This window comes from Bacillus canaveralius (assembly GCF_002860125.1).
Lineage (GTDB): Bacteria > Bacillota > Bacilli > Bacillales > Cytobacillaceae > Bacillus_BJ > Bacillus_BJ canaveralius.
The window spans coordinates 21,475-46,077 of the sequence record NZ_PGVA01000058.1 but is presented as its reverse complement, the minus strand read 5'-3'; the positions used below and the strand labels follow the sequence as shown (position 1 = coordinate 46,077).

Genomic DNA, 24,603 nt, shown 5'->3' with positions numbered 1-24,603 from the left:
GCTTTTTTGGCCTTGCCCTGTCCGAACCAGACCCGCTTTCTGACTGGATTTCGCTTTTTTGGCCTTGCCCTGTCCGAACCAGACCCGCTTTCTGACTGGATTTCGCTTTTTTGGCCTTGCCCTGTCCGAACCAGACCCGCTTTGTGACTAGATCGAGCTTTTTTGGCCCTGCGCTGTCCGAACCAGACCCGCTTTCTGACTGGATTTCGCTTTTTTGGCCTTGCCCTGTCCGAACCAGACCCGCTTTGTGACTAGATCGAGCTTTTTTGGCCTTGCCCTGTCCGAACCAGACCCGCTTTGTGACTGGATTTCGCTTTTTTGGCCTTGCCCTGTCCGAACCAGACTCGCTTTGTGACTAGATCGAGCTTTTTTGGCCTTGCCCTGTCCGAACCAGACCCGCTGTCAGACTGGTTTAGCTTTTTTGCCCTTGGCCTGTTTCAATCTCCAGTTCCACTCTGTAAAGCTTATCATCATTCTCGGCCGGATTGCCCCGTCCATCGGTGTTATTGCTGACGAAGTATAATGTATTTCCTTCAATCAATACATCGCGAATGCGCCCGAGCCCTGAAATGAATTCACTCGTCGTTTTTTGTTCAAGGTCAAATTGGCGGACTGCATTGCCGCGCAATGTCGCGACATACAGCTTGCCGTTGTGAAAAGCCATTCCCGAAGGAGCCCATGTATCGTTTCCGGATTGAACTAGCGGTGATTCCATCTCAGGTGCTGTTTCATCCCCGACGATTTCGGGCCAGCCATAATTTAATCCTGCTTCAATCCTATTAATTTCATCATGTGCCGATGGCCCGTGTTCGCTTGCATATAGTGTACCTGTTTCATTCCATGCCAACCCCTGCGGATTGCGGTGTCCATAGCTGTACACATATGATCCGGAAAATGGATTGTCACTCGGAACCGACCCGTCAAGATTGAGGCGCAAAATTTTTCCGCCCAGAGATTCGGGATCCTGGGCAATTTCAGGTTCTGTTGCCGCATCGCCCGCAGTCGCGTATAATTTGCCGTCCGGGCCGATTTTCAAGCGCCCGCCATGATGATATTGGCCACTCGGTATTTGGTCGAGCAGGACTTTCTGTTCCGACCATTGATCATCTGTGAGCACGAGCTCGATAATCCTGTTAAACTGCCCACTTTCATCCTCATACGTATAGTAAGCAAATGCCCGGCCGGTTTCCTCAAAATCAGGAGCAAGCACAAAACCAAGCAATCCAGCTTCAGATGCCGTTGCCAATGGTTTGGCGAGCTGCACCGGCTGCACTGTTTTTTCTCCATTTTTGATTTGGACAATACTGCCTGTCCGTTCACTTATATAAAACGTATCCTGGCTTTTCGTGATCGACCACGGTATGTCGAGCTGATCTGCTATGATTTGCGGTTCCGTTACTTTTCCGGCTGTCTCTGCTTCTTGTGGATCGGCTGGCTTTTCTGTTCCGTCCTCAGTATTTGAACACCCAAAAAGCATAAAAACGAACAACAATAAAAGAAACAGGCTTTTTTTCATCGGCATCCTTCCTTCGCATACTAACAAAATTCGCAAAAATCAATAACGTGCTTCGGCTGTATTCAATGCTTCCAAAATGGCTTTTCCAACACCGCTTTCTTCATTTGTTAATGTAACAAAATCACACTGTGCCTTAATAATGTCATCAGCATTTCCCATTGCCACTGAACGGCCCACCCTTTTAAACATGGAAAGGTCATTGTAATTGTCGCCAATCGCCATCGTCTCTGTTAATGAGATTCCTTTACTGCTGGCAAACGCCTCGAGCGCAATGCCTTTTTGGGCTTTTTCATTGGTGATTTCAAGGTTTTCATGCCCTGATGAACTGACTGCGAGTTCCTCCACATGTTCCAGTGAAGCCTTCGCCGCAGCGAGATGGTCAATATGATGAGAAAAAGCGAGCAGCTTATAAATGTGATACTGATCATCGTTAAAAAGTGTGTCATAATGATCGATTATGTTGACAAACCCCTTCGTTAAACGCTCCCGGGCTACCTTGATCACTTCTTCCACGTCCGCTTCCGGATTTGCACTCATAAAAATATCGACCAACACAGAGACGCCCTTTTCGCCGTCACTCGTGTATGTACCTTTGTTTGTATATACCTCAAAATACACATTGTTTTCCAGTAATCTTACTGCCGCCTCTTTCGCCTTTTCTTTCGCAAGCGGGCTCGCGGCAACAACAACTCCTTCTGCTGAACGCACTTCCGCCCCATTGACGCCAATGACCGGACACTCAATCTGATTGACATCTAAAACATACCTTGCTTCCTGATAGGACCTGCCGGTTGCAATGACTACTTCCACACCCATTTGCTGCGCTTTTTTAATGGCTTGTTCATTTTCTTTTGTAATTTGGTGGGAGCTTGTTAGTAATGTTCCATCCATATCGATCGCAATGCATTTAATCATCTTTACACCTTCTCTTATTTTTTCAACCTGTTTTTTATTTTATCACGGTTCGATTCGTTGATGCTTAACTCAAGTATTTACTTCCTTCACGAACACTTAAAGGAGCTAATGGCTGGTTGTCAATAAATTGTTGAACAGAGTCAGGATTTGTTTTCGAATATTCCCTTAGTGCCCACCCAATTGCTTTTTGGATAAAGAACTCTTTGCTTTCAGCGTTGAGAGAAATATACCTGTATAATAATTGAGCATTTGTTTTGTTTTTATATTTTAACTGAAAGAGAAGCGCGGACCTTCTCAACCAGAGATTTTCACCATTTGCCCAGCCTTCCAGATACTCCTCAATCATCCCTGGATGTTCGGCAGCAATCTTCCCAACCGGTTTCGGGGCAAGCATATCAACGGTATCCCACCATGATTTTGTTGTGATCAGCTGTTCGAAAAAGGGCATCTGTTCTTTATCAAGCTTTTTTAACGACTTTCCTATGTAGTCAAGTGCAACATATTGATATTCCCGCTCAGGTTCGATCCATAATTTTAAAACAAACTCTTCGTTAAAAGGTTCCTTCAATAGATTTGTTTTATGGAAAAACTCTTTTGCCAGCTGATTTCTTTCCGGTGTTTTAATGCCGAGAAACGGAAATTGGTTCCTCATGTACTTTTCCATTGGTTCCGCATTTTCTTCGTTCCTGTGGAAAGTCAGCATCTCTTTTATCAATCCAATGTTTTTTTCCATCATTTCCTCCCGAGAAATTCGCAATCTGAAGTGGGAAAGGGCACTCTCCTGTTTCCATTCTATAGTGTCTTAATCGATATTTCCAATGCGAGCGGATTCTTTATCATTCATGTTTTTAATAGGCCAAGGGATTTTAATCAGAAAATTAATGATAACTTTCTGCTTGCATCTCGCCGAACAGCAGCTCCGCGATGAATGGTAAAATTCTCAAATAAAAAGAGGCAGAGTTGGTTTCTGCCTCTTTTTATTTGGAAAAATCGCTTAAACACGCAGGACCTGACGACTAATATCCTCCTGCAGCGCAGCCTGGCTCAGAAAATCGGCCTGGATCTTTTCTGCAAAATCATCGACAATCGAAAAATCGACCGCTTTTATATAGATCGTCTCCAGTTCATCGTGGAATTGTTTTGCCCTTGCCAAATGGGAGGAGGCCGTTAACATCCTCTCTTTATAGCGTTTGGCCACCCGTTCAATCTCATCCGCAAAAATTTCATCGGTTCCTGGTGCAACGACCGCTTTATACATATCAATTATTTCATCACCGTCACGGCTCGGAAAATATTCGTGTGGAGCGGTACTATCAAAGATACAAATCCCAATTTCCCTGATGATTACCATGTCCAGGCTTTCCGGATCAAACCCGCAATGATACACCTCAACATCGAAGCCTCTTTCCTCCGCCTCTGCTGCGAGCTTCTTTAACATCGTCGATTTTCCGGAACCCGGGCGTCCTTTAATAAAATACCTTTTTGGGATGTCCTCTGTTAAGTTTTGAATATAATCAACCGGGCCTTTCGGAGTCGCCGCCCCTAAAAAACGATGCTTTACCGCAGACTGCTTATTTAAACTGATCGTTCCGAAAAACATGTCAATCAGCCTGTTAGTCAGGCTGTTCGCCTTTTCAAAATCGATATTATCAATATAGATCTTTTCCAAGTCGTCATGGATCCTTAATGCTTCAGCATAAGTTGAGTAAGCTTGCGTAAAAGCTTGTGAAATTTCTTTAGAAAGCTTTACAATCTCCTGTTTGCTTTCAAGGAGCAGTCGAGAATCCCACGCTTCACCTAAATTAACATATTCTTCAACGGCACCTGGTGTTTTCGGTTCAATAACGTGGGGTGCTGTTCCGTCGACGATGCCTGCTTTTATAGCTGGGATCATCACACCGTCAATCGATTCATTGTCAGAGGAGCAATGGAGATACTCGACATTGTATCCTTTTTCTAGCCATTGTCTCCCTATTTTTTTCATAAGCGTTGATTTCCCTGTCCCGGGGCCGCCTTTTAATATAAACAAACGCGATAAATCTTTTAAGTTAGAATCATATAAACTATAAAAACCTCGGGCTGTATTTCCGCCGGCAAAATAATGAAGGATCTTTCCAGCCATTTCAAACACTCCCTTTAATGAAATCCTGCACCTGCTCTCTCTCATCAAGATATGCAGATAAGGGCTATTGGGTGAATGCCTATAAAAAAAATGCCGGAACATCATCATTAGCCTGTCTGCTTGATCAAATCTGTTAGCGCGGCGTCTGTTGCCTCGACCAGGTTTTTTTCATTCGTTTTTCGGTTTAGCTTATTACATTGTGAAATTTACTCGAGTAAAAAACCAACCACTTCTGAAGCTGATGTGCTGTTTCGGATGAATAACTTTTCAATCTGTGGGTAATAGATTGAAAAGAAAAGCTAGCCATTTTAGACTATAAGGAGGTTAAGTTCATGACAGACCATGGCGATTCACCGGGAAGGATGCCGCAATTCCCCGAGCCTTATTGGAGGGATTCTACGGAGCTTCCTTCATTTGAAAGATTAACAGAAGATATTGAGACAGATACCGTTATCATTGGAGGCGGAATTGCAGGAATAACAGCTGCTTATTTGCTTGGGAAAGAAGGCACTAAGGTTGTTTTATTGGATGCAAGTAATATTTTAAACGGAACTACTGGTCATACAACGGCTAAAATTACCGCCCAGCATGGCCTTATCTATGAAGAACTGATCAGCCATTTTGGCGAAGATACGGCCAGGCTCTATTATGAGGCAAACAATGAAGCTGTTCAGTTTTTGAAAAATACAGTAAACAAGCACAAAATTAACTGTGATTTTAGTGAAGAGGATGCTTACGTCTATACCAATTCCAGCGAATATATTCAAAAACTGATTAACGAATATAAAGCGTATGAAAAGCTTGGTATTAGCAGTGAATATTTAGCCGAAATCCCGATCCCGGTGGAAATGAAGGCCGCGATTGTCATGAAAAGTCAGGCTCAATTCCATCCTTTAAAATATTTAACGAGTCTTATCGATGAGATCGTTAAAGACGGCGGCAAGATATATGATAATACAACTGCGGAGAACATTGAGAAAGGAAAAAAGCCTGTCGTTGTCACCCGCGATGGCAACCGCCTTACTTGCAGCAATGTCATCATAAGCTCACACTTCCCTTTTTATGACAAAACCGGGGGCTATTTTGCAAGAATGCATGCTGAACGTTCATATGTGCTTGCCGTTAAGCCTGAAAAGCAGTATCCGGGTGGAATGTATATCAATGCCGAGCAGCCAACCCGTTCGCTGCGCTCAGCTTCAATCGATGGCGAACAACTGATTCTCGTAGGTGGGGAAGGCCATGTCACTGGCCATGGCATAAACACGTCTGAGCATTACGCGGCGCTTGAGGATTTTGCCGAAAAAACATTTGGCATAAAAGAGATCCCATATCGATGGTCTGCCCAGGACTTAATCACTCTCGACAAACTTCCTTATATCGGCAATATTACGGATAACAATCCGAATATTCTTGTGGCAACCGGTTTCCGTAAATGGGGTATGACAAACGGAACGGTTGCGGCACTGCTGCTGTGCGACATCATTGCTGGCAGAAAAAATAAATACGAAGAGCTCTTCACCCCATCGAGATTTAACACGGACCCGAGTTTAAAAAGACTCTTTTCACAAAATGCCGAGGTTGCAAAATCATTTATCGGGGGCAAGCTTGACCATCCGGACAGAAAGCCTGAAGAGCTCAACCAGGATGAAGGTGCTGTTGTGATGATCAACGGGAAAAGGACAGGAGCCTATAAGGATAAAAACGGCGAAGTGCACCTTGTCGATACGACCTGCACCCACATGGGCTGTGAACTGGAGTGGAACAACGGGGAACGGACATGGGACTGTCCTTGCCATGGATCGAGATTCAGCTACAAAGGTGATGTTGTTGAGGGCCCTGCGGTATCACCGTTGAAAAGAATAAACATATCTTAGACTTTGGACAACCTCTCCGCGATGGGGAGGTTTTTTTATAGCAAAAAAATTTGATGATTTCTGTTTAAAAAGAAGTGAAACGTAGTAATCATTAACCGTTAACCGTTTTAATTTTATGATGATCATAAATGACGAAAAAGGCTTTAGCCTGGAGACACCAACAAGCGAACCCATTCCGGAAAACTTTAAAAATAACCAGCTTGGAGGTGTTGAAGGCACAGGAACAAGCCTGATATAAAACTTGTTCCCCAGGCAGTTTACATCAAGCTTTTGTGAATCCAAATGGCGGACTGGGAGCCGTCCCCCATAGCAATGGTGACTTGTTCTGAGTGGGCAGCAACGTCTCCTGCTGCCCAAACGTTTTGAACATTGGTCATTTTCGTTCTCGGATCAATCGGAATATGGCGGTTTTCCAATGTTTGAACCCCAAGCTGCTGCGCCAGACCGGATTTGACTTCATTACCGCCAAAAGCGATAAAACCGCGACTGCCAGGGAGTTTTTCTCCATTCTTTAAAATGGCCCCTTTAAAGTTCTCACCATCCACAACAATATTTTGAATCGGTTCGTCAATATATCGAATCGAATGGTCCTTTAATTTTTGCTGAAGTTTGTCATCTACCGGCTTTTGTTCATGGTTAATAAAGGTGAGCTTGTTTGTCCAATACAGGAGAGTCAAGGCCATATTCGCGCCGGGATTTCCCGATCCTAACACAATTGTTTCTTGATCCTTGACCTCATAACCATCACAATCGGGACAAACATACACAGTCATTCCCAGACATGGATAGATCTCGGGGAAGTTTGGAATACGGTCCATTACCCCTGTAGCAAGCAGCAGCCTTTTTCCGGTAAAGCTTTCCCCTGTGTCGGTCATAATATTAAATTCGCCTTCATTTATTGCTTTAGCCTGGTCCGCTTTACCAGCAAAAAACTCAACGCCATATTGTTCGGCTTGTTTTCGGCCAATTTTTCTGAGTTCTTCCCCGCTTATACCATCAGGGTAGCCAAGAACATTATGATAGCCTTTGCAAATAGATGACCTGCCATCGTTTGCATCGATGACGAGAACTTTGTGTTTGTATCTGCCTAACTGGATCGCCGCTTGAAGGCCCGCTATTCCGCCTCCAATAATCATACAGTCATACATGAATTTGAGCATCCCCTTCCGATCTAAAATTCAAGCTCCCGGCTGCGGGAACAAACACGCGTCATCAAATTTTTTATCTAATAATCTCTCTATTTCATACTTCCCTAAAAACTGCTGGTTAACCTTTAAATCACACAGAGAAATAATCGATAGACGCTTCTTCATAATCAAAAAGTGCGCTGTGATCTATGGTGAATCGAAATAAAAAGATCGAAGGGAACCCCCTCGATCTTTGCAGGTAATGTTAATTTGATAGATCCTGGCTTCCCTTTGATATCCCCAAATCGGGTCCGCGCTGAATAAATTTCTGGTACATAAATATGCCAACCATTAAAACAGCTCCCACGATTGAGGAGATAAGCTCTGGAACAACCAATAAAATCCCGGCTATGACCAAAACTCCTCTTAACAATATAGGTATTGGCTTCACCCAATAACCGATCATCCCGGCCCCGACTCCGATCATTCCTATGGTTGAGCTGATCATAATAAGCGTAGCCCCGACCCAATCCGTATCGATCAGCAGCATTTGCGGCGAGAAAACAAAAATATAAGGAATGATAAAGGCCGCAATTGCCAAGCGTGTTGATTCCACACCCGTTTTCAAGGGGTCACTCTGGCCGATTCCTGAAGCAGCAAAGGCAGCCAATGCAACCGGTGGAGTGATATCCGCCACAATACCAAAATAAAACACAAACATATGCGCCGCCAAGAGCGGAAAGCCGAGCTCAACTAAAACCGGTGCTGCAATTGTTGAGGTTATAACATAATTTGCTGTCGTAGGAACGCCCATACCGAGAATTAAACTGGCAACCATCGTCATAATCAGGGTAATAAATACCTGCCCACCGGCAAGATCAATGAGCCCGTTGGCAAATTTCAGGCCTATTCCTGTAAGAACGATAACCCCGACGATCATGCCGGCCGCCGCACAAGCCACAGCTACGCCCAGGGCAGCCCTTGCCCCAGTTTCAAGCGCTTCTATAAGCCCTTTAATGGTCAAGCGTTTTTCACCCGGCTGGATAAACCCTGTCACTATCGCGACAAACAACCCGTACAGCGCCGCTCGCATCGGGCTCATTCCAGTGCTTAGCAGGTAGATGATTGAAACAATCGGAACCAGTAAATAAAGCTTTTTTAATACGTATTTAACAGACGGCAGTTCTTCTTTCGTTAAACCGCGCAGTCCTAATCTTTTCGCTTCATAATGAGTCATGATCCAAATGCCAACAAAATACAGAACTGCTGGTATTGCAGCCGCTTTAACGATTTCCCAATAAGGAATACCCGTAAATTCAGCCATCAAAAACGCGGCAGCTCCCATTACCGGAGGCATGATCTGCCCTCCGGTTGAGGATGAAGCTTCTACAGCACCAGCAAATTCCTTTCGGTAACCAAGTTTTTTCATGAGCGGAATCGTAAACGCACCTGATGTGACTACATTGGCCACTGAGCTGCCGCTTATTGTTCCCTGTAAGGCACTTGAAAAAATTGTCACTTTCGCTGGTCCGCCGCTGGCACGTCCTGCAATGACAAGAGCCAGATCGTTAAAATAATCTCCTACCCCCGTTTTATCGAGAATGGCCCCGAAGAGGACGAATAAGAAAATAAAGGTAGCGGAAACGGCAAGCGGGGTTCCCAGGATCCCTTCCGTTGTAAAATACATATGCGAAAATAAGCGCTCAAAGCTTATGCCGCCATGTCTTAAAAAGGAGGGGAAATATTGGCCAAATAATGCATACAAGAGAAATACGGAAACTATGAGTGTTATCGGTATGCCGACAACGCGCCTTGATCCTTCAAGAACGAGCAAGATAGCAAGCGCCCCGACAATTAAATCAAGTGTAGTTGGCATTCCGATCCGGCTCACCAGGTCATCAAAAAATAACAGCCAGTATAATCCAACAAAGATGCCGACAAAAGCAAGTATCACATCGATAATCGGAATCTTTGTTTCGCCTATTTTCTTTTTTGAAAATGGAAAAAGCAGAAAGATTAAGCCAAGGACAAACGCTAAATGAATCGAGCGCTGAAGCTGTGAGCTTAACCCGCCAATAAAGGCGGTGTATATATGAAATAATGAAAATGAGACAGCAAAAGCCGTAATGAGTTTATTTACAATGCCGCTTAATCTTCTTGTACCGGCTTCCGGATCATATTCAGCAAGGAGATCCTGGAGATCCTTTTGTGAAAGAGTATTTTGTTCCTGTAACCCTTTATTCAAATTGAAACAACCTCCTTAAAAATGATTGTATTGGACTCTCTTGTGTAACGGAGAATCGCAGAGAGGTGCCTGGTTCACTTAAGTCTTTCAGAGGTATCGTTTCTCCCTTAAATAACAATGCATGGTTGGCAATAACCTGTCCGATAAAAAGATCAATAAACGGAACTTTCCGATTAATATTTTCAATGATAATCTTTCCGTTTTCAGTTCTCATTTTTTGTCCTTTTTCAATATCAAAAGGCAGCCCTGCCCCGAAGGATTCATAAATGGTAGAATCAATAACTAACTCATCGCTTCCGACCCGAATCACTTCATCCACTTCTGTTTTTTCAACAGAATGGGTAAACCGGATCGTGAATATATCATCCTTTGCAACGGGCTTGCTCCATAGTACTTTATTCGTTTCATTTGATGTGATGGTCAGCATTGGGGATTGTTTTATATTTACTAACCAAAAAAGGAGCAGTAAAAATATGGGGAGCAAAAGATATTTCCTCATAAGATGTGTACAAGGGAGCTTGCGAGCTCCCCTGCATTTTCCTCCTTACTTGCTAATACCCTTCTCTTTAAAGTACTTTTCTGCTCCCGGATGAACAGGAATCGTTAATCCTTCAAGAGCTGTATCCAGTGTAATTTCTTTCCCTTTATCATGCTTGGAACCCAGACTGTCAAGGTTCTCATAGATTGCTTTTGTCAACTTATAAACAAAATCTTCACTTAAATCGCTGTTAACCGTTAATGCAGCTAAAACCGCAACTGTTGTTGCATCCTCTTCCTGGCCATCATACGATCCCTTTGGAACGACTTCATCGATAAAGAACGGATACTCCTCTTTAAGCTTCGAAATCACATCATCACCCAAGCTGATAACCCGAACTCCTTTTGTTACCGCAATGTCGGATACAGAAGCGTTAGGGACTCCTGAAGTAACAAACATCGCATCAATTAGGCCATCTTTAAAGCTGTCAGCTGAATCTGCATATGATTTTAAGTCTTCTTCGATATCGTCATATGATAGGCCCGCTGCTTTTAAAATTTGTTTACTATTCGCTTCGTTTCCGCTTCCTGGAGCTCCGACCGAAACTTTCTTTCCTTTTAAGTCTTCTATTGAATTAATATCGCTATCGGCTGCGACAACGAGCTGAATAATTTCAGGATATAATGTTGAAATGGCACTAATCCCGTCAAGCTTTTCCTTAAAGACTTCTGTGCCATTAACAGCATAATCGGCAATATCATTTTGTGTAAATGAAACCTGAACATCACCTTTGGAGAGCAGCTGCATGTTCTCAACGGAAGCTCCGGTTACCTGGGCAGTCGCGGTAATATCAAGCTCACTCTCTAAAATCTCTGCCATTCCCCCACCTAATGGGTAATACACTCCACCCGTTCCCCCAGTCGCAATTGTGACCGCTGTTGGATCTGCTTCACCTTCTGAAGATGAAGACGTTGAAGGTGAAGATGAACAACCCGCAATTACAAGTACAAATAAAGCGAGTAACGAAAACAACCCTCGTTTTATCATTCTTGATTTCCCCCTTTTGATGACAATTCTAAATTTTCCATCTATTATAGTTAATCATGGAAAAGGTTTAGATGTCAATTTTGAGCACGAGAAAAAGGTACTTAGCAGGATTTCTTAATTTGTTAATATATTGGAGAATTTTCATGTACTGATTAACAAGAAACATCGATATATACCCTCCTTTTACTTTTTTTAAACTTCTGAAATCTCTCAATGTAATAAGCTACCGAAAAATGAATGACTTTGTCTAAATAAACAGGAGTGTGCCGTGGAAACCGTTTTTCAGTTAAAGAGCTTTATGAACTTTATTTTCTGTAAAAAAAAATCGAAGGAGCTACCTTCGATTTTTTACAATACCTTGCTTAGAAATGCTTTTGTTCGTTCATGCTGTGGATTACCGAACAATTCATTCGGTTTGTTTTCTTCGACAATATAACCGCCATCCATGAAGAGGACCCGGTCTCCGACTTCACGCGCGAATCCCATCTCGTGGGTGACGACAACCATGGTCATCCCTTCTTTAGCCAACTGCTTCATGACTTCCAGGACATCGCCGACCATTTCCGGATCAAGCGCTGATGTAGGCTCGTCAAAAAGCATAATTTTTGGATCCATCGCAAGTGCACGGGCAATCGCAACACGCTGTTTTTGCCCTCCTGATAATTCTCCCGGATAGCTTTCCGCCTTCTCACGCAAGCCGACTTTATCGAGCAGCTCAAGTGCCCTCTTATTAGCCGCTTCTTTATCGATAGAGCGTACTTTTGTTGGGGCGAGTGTGATATTTTCCAATACAGTTTTATGCGGGAAGAGGTTGAATTGTTGAAAAACCATTCCTACTTCTTGTCTCACCTTATTAATGTCCAGCTTTGGGTCGGTAATATCCTTGCCATCCACAATGACATGGCCATCGGTTATGTCCTCAAGACGGTTCAGACAGCGCAGGAATGTACTTTTCCCGGAACCAGAAGGTCCGATGACACAGACGACTTCTTTCTCCTTGACTTCCGCATTGATATCTTTTAACACTTCTAACGTGCCAAACGATTTTCGTAAATTTTTCACTTGGATGATGCTCATCGCAGCTCAAATCTCCTTTCAAGGAAATTGGCCAGTAATGTTAGTAAATAAATGATCACAAAATACATAACACCAACTGTAAGCCAAATATTAAATGCTTCGAACGTAGCTGAGGCTTGAATTTCCCCTTTTTGGGTTAGGTCAGCAATTCCGATAATGGAAAGAAGGGAGGTATCTTTTAAGCTGATAATTGATTGGTTCGTTATGGTAGGAAGCATTCTTCGAAACGCCTGGGGAAGAACAATATAGCGCATATTCTGAACACTTGTTAAGCCAAGCGATCTTGCTGCTTCAGATTGTCCTTTATCAATTGATTGAATACCGGCTCTGATAATTTCTGCAAAGTAAGCTCCTGCATTAATCGCCACCGTAATAATCCCTGCCGTTGTGTTATCCAGCTGAATGAATTCAAATGAATTTAAGCCGAAGTAGATAAAAAACAATTGGACAATAAATGGCGTCCCGCGAATTGCATCAACAAATACGATTGCAATCCAGTTCAAAGGTTTTAAAGGAGCCAATCGGAATAACGCGATAACGAGACCGATAACAAAACCTAAAATAATTGCGATTGCAAATATATAAAGAGTGACCTGAAGGCCTTCTACTAAATATGGAAAAACAGCGATAATCGTGTCCATCCATTCATCTCCTTTCAAAAACAAGGCGCGCACGAGTGCGCGCCATCTTGTGTTCAAATATTAACTATTCAGCAAGGTATTTGTTTATAATCTCATCATACTTGCCGTTTTCTTTAAGCTCTGCAAGACCCTTATTGATTTTTTCCAAAAGATCTTGATTTTCGCCTTTTAACACAGCAATGCCATATTTATCCCCATTTAAGCGGTCACCAACGATTTCCAATCCAAGATCGTCTTTGGCAATCGCATAAGCGATAACCGGATAATCTTCGATAAGCACGTCAGCATTGCCGTTTGCGACCTCTTGGAACATCGCTGGGCTGTCATTGAATTGAACGACTTCAAAGCCTTTATCTGCAGCATTATCTGTGGCAAATTTTGCACCAGTCGTTCCTTTTTTAACGGCTACTTTTTTGCCTTTCAGATCATCAACTGAACTTATATCTTTGCTGCCTTGCTTCACAACCAGTGTGAGCCCGGCGTCAAAATATGGCTCGGAGAAATCGACTACCTTTTTTCTTTCATCCGTGATGCTCATACCGGCAATTGCAACATCCAATTGATTTGCTTGCATTGCAGGAATGATTCCGCCAAAGTCCATAGGCTTTAATTCAATTTTAAAATCCTGGCTTTCAGCAATCGCATTGATCAGGTCAATATCGATTCCTGTGTATTCTCCGCCTTCTTCAAACTCGAATGGAGGGTAGGTTGTATCGATTCCAACTTTATAAACCTTGTCTTCCCCACTGCCTGATTCACCGCCTGATGCCTTATCTTCTGATGAACCACAAGCTGCCAACAAAAGAGTAAGTACTAAAAATACACTAAACAGTTTGAATTTTTTCATTTTAATCCCCCTCTAAAATGTTTTTCTCTATAAAATTTAAGGATAGCTAGTTATAAATATACCATTCCTATTATAATTTATAAACTTTAAAACATTTTATATATTTACCTCCACTCCAAGTTTTTGGCTATTACTATACTATCCAAATGAAATCATTTCCAAAAATATGTGATACCGTTGATTACATTTCCACATTTGCCCTGTGTATCTAACTATTCCAATAAAAACATTTGGACATACCTTATTAAGGAGTTGGAAATTCATCCTTATTGGGAGGTGCAGATAATGTCTATATCACGTTATTACAATATGTGTAACCGGGGAATTGGAAGAGCTGTGCAAATTAGAACGCGTGACGGCCGTATTCATCGAGGAATTATTGAGCGAGTCACTCCATCCAGAGTATTTCTTCGGCCGTTTGGAAGGGGCCGGAGCTATGGAGGATATGGTTATGGCGGTTGGGGCTGGGGATTTGCCGCGGGGATTGCTCTGGGAGCGATAGCCGCATTAATTTTTATTCCGCTTTTCTTGTGGTAAGCAAAGCCCAAATCTCGATAAGAAGGGCGAAGAAACTTTGTTGAGTTTCTTCGCCTCTTTTCATTTTATGCAGAAACAAGAAAACGGTATTATCTAATATTTTAATAGATTCTATCTCAAATTCTCGCCTCCAATGTCGTAAATAAGCACTATATACCAGTCTCTTATTGACATTTTTCAACATAATCATACAATAGAATCAGGATTATAATAGGTTTTTTGTCGTATTCTGGTATATAAAAGGAAATAGATTCTTTAGCAGGGGTTATTTTTACCCTTTTTCACCACTTTTAATAGATAGAAATTCGTTAAGTTAATTAGGAGGAGTTGAAGTTATGAGCAAGGATACAAAAAATAAATCAATGGGTTGGTTTAAAGGAGTCCTTTCCAATCAAAACCAAATGGAACCAGGCAACGAAGATGTGGTATCACCAATCGAGACAGTGGAGATGCTGCTTGATCATGTCGAAAAAGTCGATTCAGTCGATAGCCCTGTCAATAAACAGGTTTTCCAAAAAGACAGTCAAGATAAGGTTTCACTGGATTTGATTGTTTCTGTCGAAAATATGCTGAAAGACCGGCAATTGACTCTTTATAAAAAGAAAGGCCTGGAGGAGCAATTATATAATGCGAATGAAATGATTCGCCGCTTAAAGCATGATGAAGTCAAAAAAGAGCAGCTCTTGCAGGAAAAAAACAAGGAGTATAGTGTGCTGGAAGGTAAGCTGACCAATAAACAAATGAGTTATGACCAGCTTCTCGAAGATTATAAAGACTATCAAACTACGTCGAATAATGAGTTTGAAAAAATGACAAACCAGTTGGAAAAAGAAATGATTAAATATGCAAAGCTCAGTGAAGAATCGACCAACACTCAATATCAAAACATGTTAAAAATCAAAGAGCTTGAAGAGCGCGTCAGGAATCTAGAGGTAGAAAATCAAAATTACGTGGAGCAATATGAAAGAATCGTTGAGGAAAAAACAGAGTTAATGCAGACGATTAATGATTTCACAGATCGGATGTCCATCTCTTTTTCGGCGAAGACTGCGGCTTCATCTACTCCATCTGAGTAATCTGGCAGCTATATAAATATTTATGACTGGAGAGCAAAGGGGGCAGCCATGTCAGTCTATCAGGGAAAGCTGCTTGAATTATCATCTGTCGAGCGGGCGTTTAATAAATCATTTTTACATATAAAATTAACATTTGAACAGGAAGTTGAACTACTGTGGGAAATAGATGATGATACTGCCGAGAAACTAAAAGCAATCACTGCTTTTGAACAAAACTATAAATATAGATTATCGTTACAGAGCTTTTGGGATCCATCAAGGCAACAGCATACAAGTTTTTTAACAAAAACATATTGTGATCACAGTGATCGGTTACAATTTGCTTGTTCGGAAGAATATGTGAAAGCCTTAAACTCTATTAAGCAAATCCAACAAACAAGCGAAGTTCAAACTTTACCATTCTTAGCTATTAATACACCGTTTAATGATTTTAATCAAGATCAGCCAGGGGTAACATCCCGCCGCTATAATCGTAAGCTTGGTTGGATGGCTGTGGCCATGATCAGTGTCATGTCGACCATTCTATTAGGATATTCAGGTCATTCTTTTATAAATGAGACAACAATTGCCCAAAAAACAACGGTAAAAGCGGAAAGTGTCGTGGAAGATGCCGTTGTGAACCAGGCAGAACCAGAACCGTTAATTCCAGAAGAGGAAATCGATGTGGCAAATCAAACTGCTGTTCCTGTTATTGACTTAAACGAGGCAGTGACCTATAGCATTCCGGAAGGTTCTGTTGCGCTTACATTCGATGACGGTCCTTCTAAATATTCAGTAGAGATAGTAAATATATTAAATAACTATCAGGTTGGCGGTACTTTTTTCTTTATAGGCATGAATGTGAAAAAATATCCTGAATCCGTTCAGTATGCCAAGTCGAATGGCTACGCGATCGGCAGTCATTCTATGAACCACCCCAATTTCGCGAATCTTTCCCTGGAAATGCAGGAGAGCGAGTTACTGCAATCCAATCAATTGCTCGCAGAGGTTATCGGTGAAAAAGTCGAGCTCTTTAGACCTCCATATGGAGCTAAGAATGCAGCCACAATCGATTTAATGGCTAAACACCAACAAAAAATGGTCCTATGGAATAAAGATACCGAAGATTGGAAAGGGCGCAGTTCAGAGGAAATCTTTCATTATGTACTGAGCTCCCAGGCATCCGGCTCTATCATTCTTCTCCACGAATCGCAATCGGTTATCGAAGCGTTGCCGCAGATTATTGAGTACTTGCAAGGGCAAGGGTTACAAATTGTCAGTTTAAATTAGCATTTGCTATTAAGTTAGCAAATGTTTTTTTCATTGTGCCACGATTTTGTAATTCAACGCTTGTTTAAAATGTTGCTCACAAAATGAAAAGTCCGCCTTTTTGATATACCAGTGACCCTCTCTATTCAAGCAAATTACCAGCTTCATCAATAAATAATTTTGAGATCAATGATAGCGTTTTATTTTTATTGTAGACGAGGTAGAAATACCTTTCGTCGTTTAAATCGTCAATCTCATGCAGGCAAATCATCTTATTCATCACATATTCTTTTGCGGCTATTTCGGAAATAATTGAGATACCGATGCCTTGCTTTACGAATTGAATTAAACTCTCACCACTGTCTGTATAGGTAATAATATTTAATTGATCTTTTGGAATTTGCTTCTTTTTCAAAAATTTTTCAAGAATAGAGTTGGTTCCAGATTCAGAGCTTCTCATCACAAGAGGGTATTTCGTGATGTCTTCCATGTTTACGGGATCTTTGATTTTAAACTGTGTAGATGTGATCAGAACCAATTTCTCTTTTAATAGGGGAATATAATGAAGCTTGTCATCTTCATATTTTTCTCCGAGGACCCCTAGATCGACAGAACCATTAAGCACTTTTTCTGAAACAATTTTTGAAGGCGATTGATTGATATGAAATGTAACCTCAGGGTATTGCGTTCTAAATATCTTGACCATTTTAGGGATCATGAACTGGCCAGGCACAGAACTGGCGGCAATTCGGACAACTCCCCGCAACTCTTTCATACCTTGATTTAGATCGAGTAAAGCTTCATCCTTTAATCGCAATATTTTCAGTGCCCATTCATACAAACGTTCTCCATAGGGGGTAACAATACTATCCCTGCCGACACGATCGAAAAGTTTAACATTTAACATCCTTTCCAACGCATGAATATGGGAGCTCACTGTTGATTGGCTTAAAAAAATGTCATCGGCAGCCTTGGAAAAACTCTTATGTTCAACTACCTTTGTAAACACATACAATTGGTGTAAATCCATCACAGTTTGCCCTCCGATTCATAGAATCGATTAATTATCATCGCCATAATAGATAAATTGAATTTATATAAGAGTATCATTTTTCTATAATGTAATGGAACACAAGTATTTGGACATTTTTTGACAGATTCAAAAATTTATTTTAGACGGCGTTTTGGGAGAAGTTTGCGAATATCTGCCTAAACTTTTTTATCAGGGGGAATACAATGAATGGAACTTAACTATGAACCAGATCTGACTTATGATGCTGGTCCGACCGGGTGCGGGGAACTGATCATGAATCTGTTCTTAACAATGAAAAAAATGAGAAGCGGGCAAATCATCGAAGTAATCTCCTACGACCCGGGCGCCCGTGAAGATCTGCCAGCCTGGTGCAGAATGCAAAAGCATCGGCTTCTTAACCGGACAGACTTAGGCAGGATAAGCCATTACTACATTGAAAAAGGCTAAAAACCGCCTTTTACATAAAAAACATTCAACGATGGAGGAATAAATGATATGGCTGGGAAATTTTTAGTCAGTTTAACGAATGCAAAGAACGATCCGGACAAAGCAACTGTTGGTTTTGTGGTAGCAAACGCTGCGGTCGCATCAGGTCAGGAAACAGTGGTTTTCTTAAATGTTGAGGGTGCATTTCTTGCGTCAAAAGGTTATGCGGATGAAATTCATGAGGAAGGTTTTGCCCCTTTAAAACAGCTCATGGATCAGTTTATTGAAGCGGGAGGAACTGTTTGGGTATGCAGTCCTTGCTTTAAAAAGCGAAATTTGGAAGAAGATAACCTTATTGAGGGTGCAACCATTGTCGGGGGAGCGAAATTAGTTGAGTTCCTTAGCCTTGGTGCCGCGTCGATCACCTATTAGCATGAGAACAGTTGATGGCGTATGTGATGGTGGAGACTTAGATTGTGGGTCTGGCTTGCTGTTAATCATAAAAAAAGCGATGGACCCGCTTCTGGCTGGGCAGGTACTGGAAGTACGAAGCAGGGAAAGAACGGTTGCTGAAGATTTACCGGCCTGGTGCCGGATGGTCGGGCACAAATACCTGGGTTCAGAACCGGGAGATCATACAATGCGCTATTTGGTTGAAAAAGGCTCCAATCATGCCGAACTCGAGAAGGATTTACAGGCAGCTAAAGGGTACAAGTGGAGTGTTCGTGTACGCGGAGAACAAGGCCTCTCCGCAAAAATCCACTCACGGAACCATACCTTCATGGCTGGCCAGCCTGCAGATTTTAGTCATAAGGTGATTGCGCCAAGTGCTATTGATTATCTGCTGGCCTCACTTGCTTCTTGTTTAACAGTTGGCTATAGAACTCAGGCGTCGAGGCGAAACATCGTGATCGATAATCTGGAGCTCTCTTTAAAAGGCGGATTGGAAAATGTCTTGTACCATCTGGAATTAGAAGATGAAGGCAGCCCTCAAATCAAACAGATATCAGGGACATTCTTTGTTTCCTCACCTGAACAAGAAGAAATTCTTTTACAATTATGGAATGACACGCTTGTCCGTTCACCAATTTATCAAACTCTTAATCAAGTGATCAACATTGATATCAAACTCTCAATTGTATTTTAACATGGAGGAAAAACCAACTATGGAATTACCCAAATTCCCGACCACTGTCATCGGCAGCTGGCCGAGATCAAAGGAAGTACAAAAGGCGATGCGTGATAAACGGGCCGGAAGAATAAGTGATGAGGAATTTCAAGCAGCTGCCGATCAGTCAATATTGGAATGCCTGAAATGGCAAGAAGAAGCAGACATTGATATTGTGTCGGATGGAGAACAGCGACGGGATAATTTTATTTCTTTCGTAGCTGATCATTTGAATAATGTTCGGATGCTCACGGTCTCTGAGCTTCTTGATTATGTTGAGGATAAAGCAGGCTTTGAGGAAATTTTGGGAACTTTGGATGTCCCGGCTTTTTCAATGTCTAATCCGGCAGCGACAGGTAAAATCAGCCGCAAAAAACCACTCGCTTTAAATGACTATTTGTTCCTTAGAAAGCATACAGATAAAGCTATTAAGGTCGCTTTGCCAGGGCCGTATCTTTTAACGAGAGCAATGTGGGTGGAAGGATTATCAAAGGAAGCCTATCCGACAAAAGAGGATTTATCCGCCGATATCATCAAAGTTTTGCGAGAAGAATTGCAAGATCTAATTAGAGCAGGCGTCGATTTTGTCCAATTTGATGAACCCGTTCTGACGGAACTTGTTTTCACCCAGAAAAATGCAAACCGGACGTTCATGTGTGGTGCACTGACAGCTAAAGCGGACGCTGAAGAAGAAATTGCCTTTGCCGTCGACTTAATGAATCAAGTTACAGATGGAATGCTGGGCCAGGCAACAAGGGTGGGTGTCCATGTTTGCCGTGGCAACTGGAGCACACAGGAGCAAGTATTGCTTCGCGGCCCTTATTACCCTTTAACCCCCTATCTTTCCAATGTGCATGTAGACCAGCTTATCCTCGAATATGCGACCCCCCGCGCCGGAGAAATTGATGCTGTTCGTGACTTTGGCGGAAAAGAGCTCGGATTTGGGATCGTAAATCCACGGACAGAAGCGGTCGAAACCGTTGAAGAAATCGTTGAGCAGGTGGAAGAGCTCAGAAACTATCTGCCAGATGAAAAAATCTTCCTGAATCCTGATTGTGGCTTTGGAACTTTTGCGCAACGGCCGATGAATAGTGATCGTATCGCTTACGCAAAATTAAAAGTCATGTCGGAAGCAGCTGCAAAGCTTCGGGAAATGGCACTTGTTTAGAAAGTCGAACGATAATGGACAGGAGGAGTAAAAATGGTAAACAAGATTGTTAAGGTTGAGGGAAATGGAATGCATCAATGAACATAAAAATAATACAGCGGCTTGATAAAGGTTTCACCCTTTATTAAGCCGCTTTTATATAGGACTTATCATAATAAAATCAACAGTTTGTCATCCATCTGTCCTATGGTGTTGCAACTACAGGTGCAAGCTTTTGAATGCGTCCTTCCGCTTTATATTCAAACGGCTGTGGCAGTGATTTTACAAAATCAACTGTCGCCTGTAAGTCTTCCGGTCCTACCTCTAAATCAGTAGAAAGTGCACCAATTCCGTATTTCGTATTACCGTACATATAGTTATTAACAACCACTGTATATTCTTTCGTTTTATCAATTTTGCTTCCGTCCGGCATAATGATGTCGACAACCTTTCCTGTACCAGAATCATACGTGTACTTGAATCCAGCTACATGGAAGTCGAGACTTAAAGCTTTAGTTGTCGGATTCATTGTAATTTGGTTATTCAGCACCGTCTCTAAATCGGCACCGCTAAGTTTTACTTTATTCAGGATGTTACCGAATGGCTGAATCGAGAACAGATCACCAAATGTTACTTCGCCGGCGTCAAGCTGGGCACGCACCCCGCCGCCATTCATCAACGCAAAATCCGAGTTCATCGCCTTCTTCATGCCGTCAGCGATTAGGTTACCGAGGGCAACATCAGCGAATTCCGATGCTGTCGAAGGATAGTTCTTCGCTAAGGTTGTCGCGGATTGACCAACCACTTCAGCCTTGATTGGGGCTACTTTATCTTCATACTTCTTCATAATCGCTGAAACGGCTGGATCTGGAGTGTAGTCGTTTTGATAAACCGTTACAATTTCTGCTGCTTTTTTAACAATTTCCCCGCTGACAGGATCAAGCTCAAGGTCGACATCCGAGAAAGCAGAACCATATGAATAGGCTTGAACGATTAACTTGTTATCCACTACTCTGTTCACGTTCACATGGTTGTGTGCTGCAAAAATGACATCGACTTCATCGTCTACTTTTTCAGCAATTTGCGAAGCATCGAATGCATCAGTATAACCGTCCTGCGTGGCAGGATTATGGGCAAGCACAACGATTGCTTCGATACCCTGTTGCTTTAATTCATGGGTATATTTGTTGATCGCTTCTGCTTCGTCGGTAATTTTCAGGTCTTCATTACCTTTTGTAACAATCATATTAGGTGTTTCCTGGGTGACAACGCCAATGAAACCGAGTTTTTGGCCGCCAACATCTTCGATCGCATAGGGCTTGGTGATTAAATCACCTGTTGACATATCAAACGCATTTGCTGCAACAACAGGGAAGTTCATACCATCATAGCCTGGCGAGCCTTTTGGATGGTCACCGCCATTCATCATCCGTCTTAATTCGGCTATGCCTTCGTCAAATTCGTGGTTTCCAAGCGTACCGACATCGAAGCCCATCGCTTCCATCACTTCCACTGTCGGCTCATCCTGGAAAAGAGCTGAAATGAGCGGACTTCCACCGATCATATCACCAGAATGGACCAACAGGGAGTTGGGGTTCGTCACTTCACGCTGTCTAATCGCGGCAGCTGTGTACTCCATGCTTCCTGCAAATTGGTTTCCGACTTTCGTATCTGTGTCAAGCTGGCCATGCAAATCGTTTAAGCCCAGCAATTGCACTTTTGTGTTTTCTTTAGGGGCGACACCAATGTCCAGCTTGAAGATACCGAAGCCCAAGCTGTCTGTTTTATTTGTGTTGCTGATTTTGCTGCCTTCTTTTATATAAGCTTCTGCTTTTGGAGAGGTGGTAAATGTAACATTCACATTTCCTTCAATAGGTGCGATCGACCAGTTATCATCGGCGGTCGGAGTAATCTCTTTCATTTCAGCAATATAATCCATGAGAATTTGGCGGTTCTCATCAGCTGAATCGACAACCAGTTCGCTTCCTTTTACACCCGGGAAGTTACCGCCGCCACCAGCACGATAGTTGTTCGTAACAACGATAAAGTCCTGGTTCGGATCAACAGGCTGGCCATTATACATTAGGTTGCTGACCCGGCTTGAATCAGGATTAATCACTTTCCCATTCGGATCGTATTTTGCCGCTTTTGTTACATCGATTTGATATTGAACCCCATCGATAACATCGAAATTAAAGACTTGGAACGCTGGATTTAGCAATGCCTGTTCTTCTGTTTTCTTAGGATCGATTTGGTTAAACTTACCGGCACTCATCTCGATCCATTCCTTGACAACAGAACCCTTTACTTTGATCGCTTTCAATGTGTTGTCATATAAATATAAGTCGCCGGCACTGCGGATCGTTAAATCACCTTTTTTGATTTCTGTATACTCGGCTACTCCGTTGCGGCCGGCCTTGAATGGTGCACCGACAGACAGGATTGGCAGATCTTTATATTCAGGCTTCTTCTCGGCCACGTACTTTTCAACAAACCATTTTTGCGCATTGGTTACAACTTGGATCGAAGGATCGTCCTGAACCAATGAAAAATAACTGTGAATGTCATCTGTTGTTTTTCCAATTGGTGTGTTCACATATTTTACTGTTGCATCATGTGCATCCTTAACTGCTCGAACAATCGCTTGATCCGGTGACACTGTACTTTCCGTTACCGTCTTTCCGGTTGCAGGATCTTTTACGTCTTTATATGTTTCCCGAGTCGACGATTGGGAATTTACAACCGACCATTCGCCTTTTTCTTTTTTCAGCTCAAGGTCAATAATTCCTAAAGAACCGCCGCCATAGCCCGCTTGAACCGCTGGTACCCCGTTAATCGTCCCCTTGGCATTATCAACACCAGGCAATGGCTTTTTATCCGGTCCCAAGAACAATCCATCCAGTGCTGCCTCTGTTTTAGCAGGGAATACTTTATGCGTATGTGAAAAAGTAATCGCGTTAATACCAGGGACTTCACTTAATGAGTAAATGACGTCTTCCGTGTTTCCTTTATTCGCGCTGAAGCCTGAGTGCGTCATGGCAATCACTACATCTGCGCCATCTTTCTTCATTTTCGGAATGAATTTCCTTGCTGTCTCAACAATATCTTTCGTGATGACCTTACCGTCAAGATGCGCTTTATCCCACTCATTGATCTGTGGAGGTACGAAGCCAATATAGCCAACCTTGATCACATGTTTCTTTCCATGCTCATCAACTACTTTTTTCTTGACGATTTTATATGGGGTGAATTTATTTTTATCATTGTTTGGATTATTATCGTGGTCATCTTTATAAACGTTTGCATTCACAAAAGGAAAATTCGCATCATCATAGGCTTCATCAAGGAATTCAAGCCCATAATTGAATTCATGGTTACCTAATGTAGCCATATCATAGTCCATTTGGTTCATTGCCTTAAAGACGGGATGCACTTCCCGATTTTCCAAAGGATCAATTTTTGCCTTATATGTTCCAAGCGGAGTCCCCTGGATTAAATCCCCGTTATCTACTAATAGACTATTTTTCACTTCTTGGCGTGCCTGCTTTACAAGCCTCGCTGTTTTAGCTAAGCCCACTTTCTCATAGGCAGCGTCTTTGTAATAGTCATAGGCTAATAGATTTGTGTGAATATCTGTCGTTTCCATAACGCGAAGCTTTAAAACAGAAGCCTTATGTGACCTGTCTCGATCATCATCGTTATGGTCTTCTATATGATGATTTTTACCTGTTTGATGATTGTGCGCGTACTCTGCACTGGCTGGTGTGGAAAGAAAAGGAGCTGACATAAGAGCTAATGCAAGCGAAGCTGATAGTACTTTCTTAGCATTGCCATGCTTTTTTTTAATCATCCTTCATTCACCTTTCTAGTGATTATTTAATAGCTTAATTGAACTCTTAGAAGTATACAGAGGAAGGGTAAAACAGGTGTAAATCCTTTCTATAGAATTGTTAAGGAAATGTATCATTTGTAAACTATTTTTTTGAAAAATAGTTCCTTCATAATAATAAAAAAATTCCGGATACTTAGTAAGGGAAGAAAGTCCTTAATCAGTCTGTCAAACGAATTTATTTTTAGGG

The 24,603-nt window shown here is 42.2% G+C and carries 21 protein-coding genes; 8 read left to right on the top strand and 13 right to left on the bottom strand.

Translation table 11 applies throughout. The features are described 5' to 3' along the window. Positions 1-412: 412 nt before the first annotated feature. The 4 genes from CU635_RS19615 to CU635_RS19600 form a co-directional block, all read right to left on the bottom strand. Positions 413-1,516 (bottom strand): PQQ-dependent sugar dehydrogenase, encoded by a 1,104-nt coding sequence (locus tag CU635_RS19615; protein WP_101579074.1) that lies wholly within the window; start codon positions 1,514-1,516, stop codon positions 413-415. A gap of 39 nt (positions 1,517-1,555) precedes the next feature. Next, positions 1,556-2,431: a Cof-type HAD-IIB family hydrolase gene (locus tag CU635_RS19610; protein WP_101579073.1), complete on the bottom strand. Its 876-nt coding sequence runs from the start codon at positions 2,429-2,431 to the stop codon at positions 1,556-1,558. 64 nt (positions 2,432-2,495) lie between these two features. Further along, positions 2,496-3,164, bottom strand: coding sequence for a DNA alkylation repair protein (locus CU635_RS19605; RefSeq protein WP_245917539.1), 669 nt, complete (start codon positions 3,162-3,164; stop codon positions 2,496-2,498). 261 nt (positions 3,165-3,425) lie between these two features. Next, on the bottom strand, positions 3,426-4,553 hold the full coding sequence (locus tag CU635_RS19600; RefSeq protein ID WP_101579071.1) for a PRK06851 family protein: 1,128 nt from the start codon (positions 4,551-4,553) through the stop codon (positions 3,426-3,428). A 332-nt stretch (positions 4,554-4,885) separates the two neighbouring features. On the opposite strand from CU635_RS19600, the gene CU635_RS19595 reads away from it, so the two are divergent. Next, positions 4,886-6,427, top strand: a complete 1,542-nt coding sequence (locus CU635_RS19595; RefSeq protein ID WP_245917538.1) for an FAD-dependent oxidoreductase — start codon at positions 4,886-4,888, stop codon at positions 6,425-6,427. 257 nt (positions 6,428-6,684) lie between these two features. Here the strand turns inward: CU635_RS19595 and CU635_RS19590 are convergent, their stop codons facing one another. The 7 genes from CU635_RS19590 to CU635_RS19560 form a co-directional block, all read right to left on the bottom strand. Further along, complete coding sequence (locus CU635_RS19590; RefSeq protein WP_101579070.1) at positions 6,685-7,575, bottom strand: NAD(P)/FAD-dependent oxidoreductase; 891 nt, start codon at positions 7,573-7,575, stop codon at positions 6,685-6,687. 244 nt (positions 7,576-7,819) lie between these two features. Next, positions 7,820-9,799, bottom strand: a complete 1,980-nt coding sequence (locus CU635_RS19585; RefSeq protein WP_101579069.1) for a TRAP transporter permease — start codon at positions 9,797-9,799, stop codon at positions 7,820-7,822. Continuing rightward, positions 9,792-10,283 carry a DUF1850 domain-containing protein gene (locus CU635_RS19580; RefSeq protein WP_180955635.1) on the bottom strand — a complete coding sequence of 164 codons (492 nt, stop codon included), beginning with the start codon at positions 10,281-10,283 and terminating at the stop codon, positions 9,792-9,794. Before CU635_RS19580 ends, CU635_RS19585 begins: the two co-directional genes overlap by 8 nt. A gap of 60 nt (positions 10,284-10,343) precedes the next feature. Then, positions 10,344-11,324: a TAXI family TRAP transporter solute-binding subunit gene (locus CU635_RS19575; RefSeq protein ID WP_101579067.1), complete on the bottom strand. Its 981-nt coding sequence runs from the start codon at positions 11,322-11,324 to the stop codon at positions 10,344-10,346. 348 nt (positions 11,325-11,672) lie between these two features. Beyond that, positions 11,673-12,401 carry an amino acid ABC transporter ATP-binding protein gene (locus tag CU635_RS19570; protein WP_101579066.1) on the bottom strand — a complete coding sequence of 243 codons (729 nt, stop codon included), beginning with the start codon at positions 12,399-12,401 and terminating at the stop codon, positions 11,673-11,675. Then, complete coding sequence (locus tag CU635_RS19565; RefSeq protein WP_101579065.1) at positions 12,398-13,042, bottom strand: amino acid ABC transporter permease; 645 nt, start codon at positions 13,040-13,042, stop codon at positions 12,398-12,400. Before CU635_RS19565 ends, CU635_RS19570 begins: the two co-directional genes overlap by 4 nt. Positions 13,043-13,106: 64 nt before the next feature. Next, complete coding sequence (locus CU635_RS19560; protein WP_101579064.1) at positions 13,107-13,889, bottom strand: transporter substrate-binding domain-containing protein; 783 nt, start codon at positions 13,887-13,889, stop codon at positions 13,107-13,109. 285 nt (positions 13,890-14,174) lie between these two features. Between CU635_RS19560 and CU635_RS19555 the strand changes: the two genes are divergently transcribed. The 3 genes from CU635_RS19555 to CU635_RS19545 all read left to right on the top strand — a co-directional run bounded on the left by CU635_RS19555 (position 14,175) and on the right by CU635_RS19545 (position 16,771). Further along, positions 14,175-14,426, top strand: coding sequence for a hypothetical protein (locus tag CU635_RS19555; protein WP_101579063.1), 252 nt, complete (start codon positions 14,175-14,177; stop codon positions 14,424-14,426). A gap of 335 nt (positions 14,427-14,761) precedes the next feature. After that, the gene (locus CU635_RS19550; RefSeq protein ID WP_101579062.1) at positions 14,762-15,502 is read left to right on the top strand and encodes an AAA family ATPase; all 741 of its coding nucleotides are present in this window, start codon (positions 14,762-14,764) and stop codon (positions 15,500-15,502) included. Positions 15,503-15,550: 48 nt separating this feature from the next. Next, a complete protein-coding gene (locus CU635_RS19545; RefSeq protein WP_101579061.1) occupies positions 15,551-16,771 on the top strand; it encodes a polysaccharide deacetylase family protein in 1,221 nt (406 codons plus the stop codon). Between the two features lie 121 nt (positions 16,772-16,892). On the opposite strand, the gene CU635_RS19540 is transcribed toward CU635_RS19545, so the two are convergent. Further along, the gene (locus tag CU635_RS19540) at positions 16,893-17,780 is read right to left on the bottom strand and encodes a selenium metabolism-associated LysR family transcriptional regulator (protein WP_101579060.1); all 888 of its coding nucleotides are present in this window, start codon (positions 17,778-17,780) and stop codon (positions 16,893-16,895) included. A 210-nt stretch (positions 17,781-17,990) separates the two neighbouring features. Between CU635_RS19540 and CU635_RS19535 the strand changes: the two genes are divergently transcribed. Genes CU635_RS19535 through CU635_RS19520 form a run of 4 tightly spaced genes read left to right on the top strand, consistent with a single transcriptional unit; the run spans position 17,991 to position 20,545 of the window. Further along, a complete protein-coding gene (locus tag CU635_RS19535) occupies positions 17,991-18,230 on the top strand; it encodes a sulfurtransferase TusA family protein (protein ID WP_101579059.1) in 240 nt (79 codons plus the stop codon). A 48-nt stretch (positions 18,231-18,278) separates the two neighbouring features. Beyond that, positions 18,279-18,641: a DsrE family protein gene (locus CU635_RS19530; protein ID WP_101579058.1), complete on the top strand. Its 363-nt coding sequence runs from the start codon at positions 18,279-18,281 to the stop codon at positions 18,639-18,641. Beyond that, a complete protein-coding gene (locus tag CU635_RS19525) occupies positions 18,601-19,356 on the top strand; it encodes a sulfurtransferase TusA family protein (protein ID WP_245917537.1) in 756 nt (251 codons plus the stop codon). Before CU635_RS19530 ends, CU635_RS19525 begins: the two co-directional genes overlap by 41 nt. Positions 19,357-19,375: 19 nt before the next feature. After that, positions 19,376-20,545 (top strand): cobalamin-independent methionine synthase II family protein, encoded by a 1,170-nt coding sequence (locus tag CU635_RS19520; RefSeq protein WP_101579056.1) that lies wholly within the window; start codon positions 19,376-19,378, stop codon positions 20,543-20,545. A 184-nt stretch (positions 20,546-20,729) separates the two neighbouring features. Here CU635_RS19520 and CU635_RS19515 read toward each other — a convergent pair whose 3' ends face one another. Continuing rightward, positions 20,730-24,374 carry a bifunctional 2',3'-cyclic-nucleotide 2'-phosphodiesterase/3'-nucleotidase gene (locus tag CU635_RS19515; protein ID WP_101579055.1) on the bottom strand — a complete coding sequence of 1,215 codons (3,645 nt, stop codon included), beginning with the start codon at positions 24,372-24,374 and terminating at the stop codon, positions 20,730-20,732. Positions 24,375-24,603 lie beyond the last annotated feature (229 nt).

Bases quoted from the DNA above. Each gene is read 5' to 3' on its own strand.
- CU635_RS19615 (WP_101579074.1), bottom strand. From the start codon at position 1,516: ATGAAAAAAAGCCTGTTTCTTTTATTGTTGTTCGTTTTTATGCTTTTT.
- CU635_RS19610 (WP_101579073.1), bottom strand. From the start codon at position 2,431: ATGATTAAATGCATTGCGATCGATATGGATGGAACATTACTAACAAGC.
- CU635_RS19605 (WP_245917539.1), bottom strand. From the start codon at position 3,164: ATGGAAAAAAACATTGGATTGATAAAAGAGATGCTGACTTTCCACAGG.
- CU635_RS19600 (WP_101579071.1), bottom strand. From the start codon at position 4,553: ATGGCTGGAAAGATCCTTCATTATTTTGCCGGCGGAAATACAGCCCGA.
- CU635_RS19595 (WP_245917538.1), top strand. From the start codon at position 4,886: ATGACAGACCATGGCGATTCACCGGGAAGGATGCCGCAATTCCCCGAG.
- CU635_RS19590 (WP_101579070.1), bottom strand. From the start codon at position 7,575: ATGTATGACTGTATGATTATTGGAGGCGGAATAGCGGGCCTTCAAGCG.
- CU635_RS19575 (WP_101579067.1), bottom strand. From the start codon at position 11,324: ATGATAAAACGAGGGTTGTTTTCGTTACTCGCTTTATTTGTACTTGTA.
- CU635_RS19570 (WP_101579066.1), bottom strand. From the start codon at position 12,401: ATGAGCATCATCCAAGTGAAAAATTTACGAAAATCGTTTGGCACGTTA.
- CU635_RS19565 (WP_101579065.1), bottom strand. From the start codon at position 13,042: ATGGACACGATTATCGCTGTTTTTCCATATTTAGTAGAAGGCCTTCAG.
- CU635_RS19560 (WP_101579064.1), bottom strand. From the start codon at position 13,889: ATGAAAAAATTCAAACTGTTTAGTGTATTTTTAGTACTTACTCTTTTG.
- CU635_RS19555 (WP_101579063.1), top strand. From the start codon at position 14,175: ATGTCTATATCACGTTATTACAATATGTGTAACCGGGGAATTGGAAGA.
- CU635_RS19550 (WP_101579062.1), top strand. From the start codon at position 14,762: ATGAGCAAGGATACAAAAAATAAATCAATGGGTTGGTTTAAAGGAGTC.
- CU635_RS19545 (WP_101579061.1), top strand. From the start codon at position 15,551: ATGTCAGTCTATCAGGGAAAGCTGCTTGAATTATCATCTGTCGAGCGG.
- CU635_RS19540 (WP_101579060.1), bottom strand. From the start codon at position 17,780: ATGGATTTACACCAATTGTATGTGTTTACAAAGGTAGTTGAACATAAG.
- CU635_RS19535 (WP_101579059.1), top strand. From the start codon at position 17,991: ATGGAACTTAACTATGAACCAGATCTGACTTATGATGCTGGTCCGACC.
- CU635_RS19530 (WP_101579058.1), top strand. From the start codon at position 18,279: ATGGCTGGGAAATTTTTAGTCAGTTTAACGAATGCAAAGAACGATCCG.
- CU635_RS19520 (WP_101579056.1), top strand. From the start codon at position 19,376: ATGGAATTACCCAAATTCCCGACCACTGTCATCGGCAGCTGGCCGAGA.
- CU635_RS19515 (WP_101579055.1), bottom strand. From the start codon at position 24,374: ATGATTAAAAAAAAGCATGGCAATGCTAAGAAAGTACTATCAGCTTCG.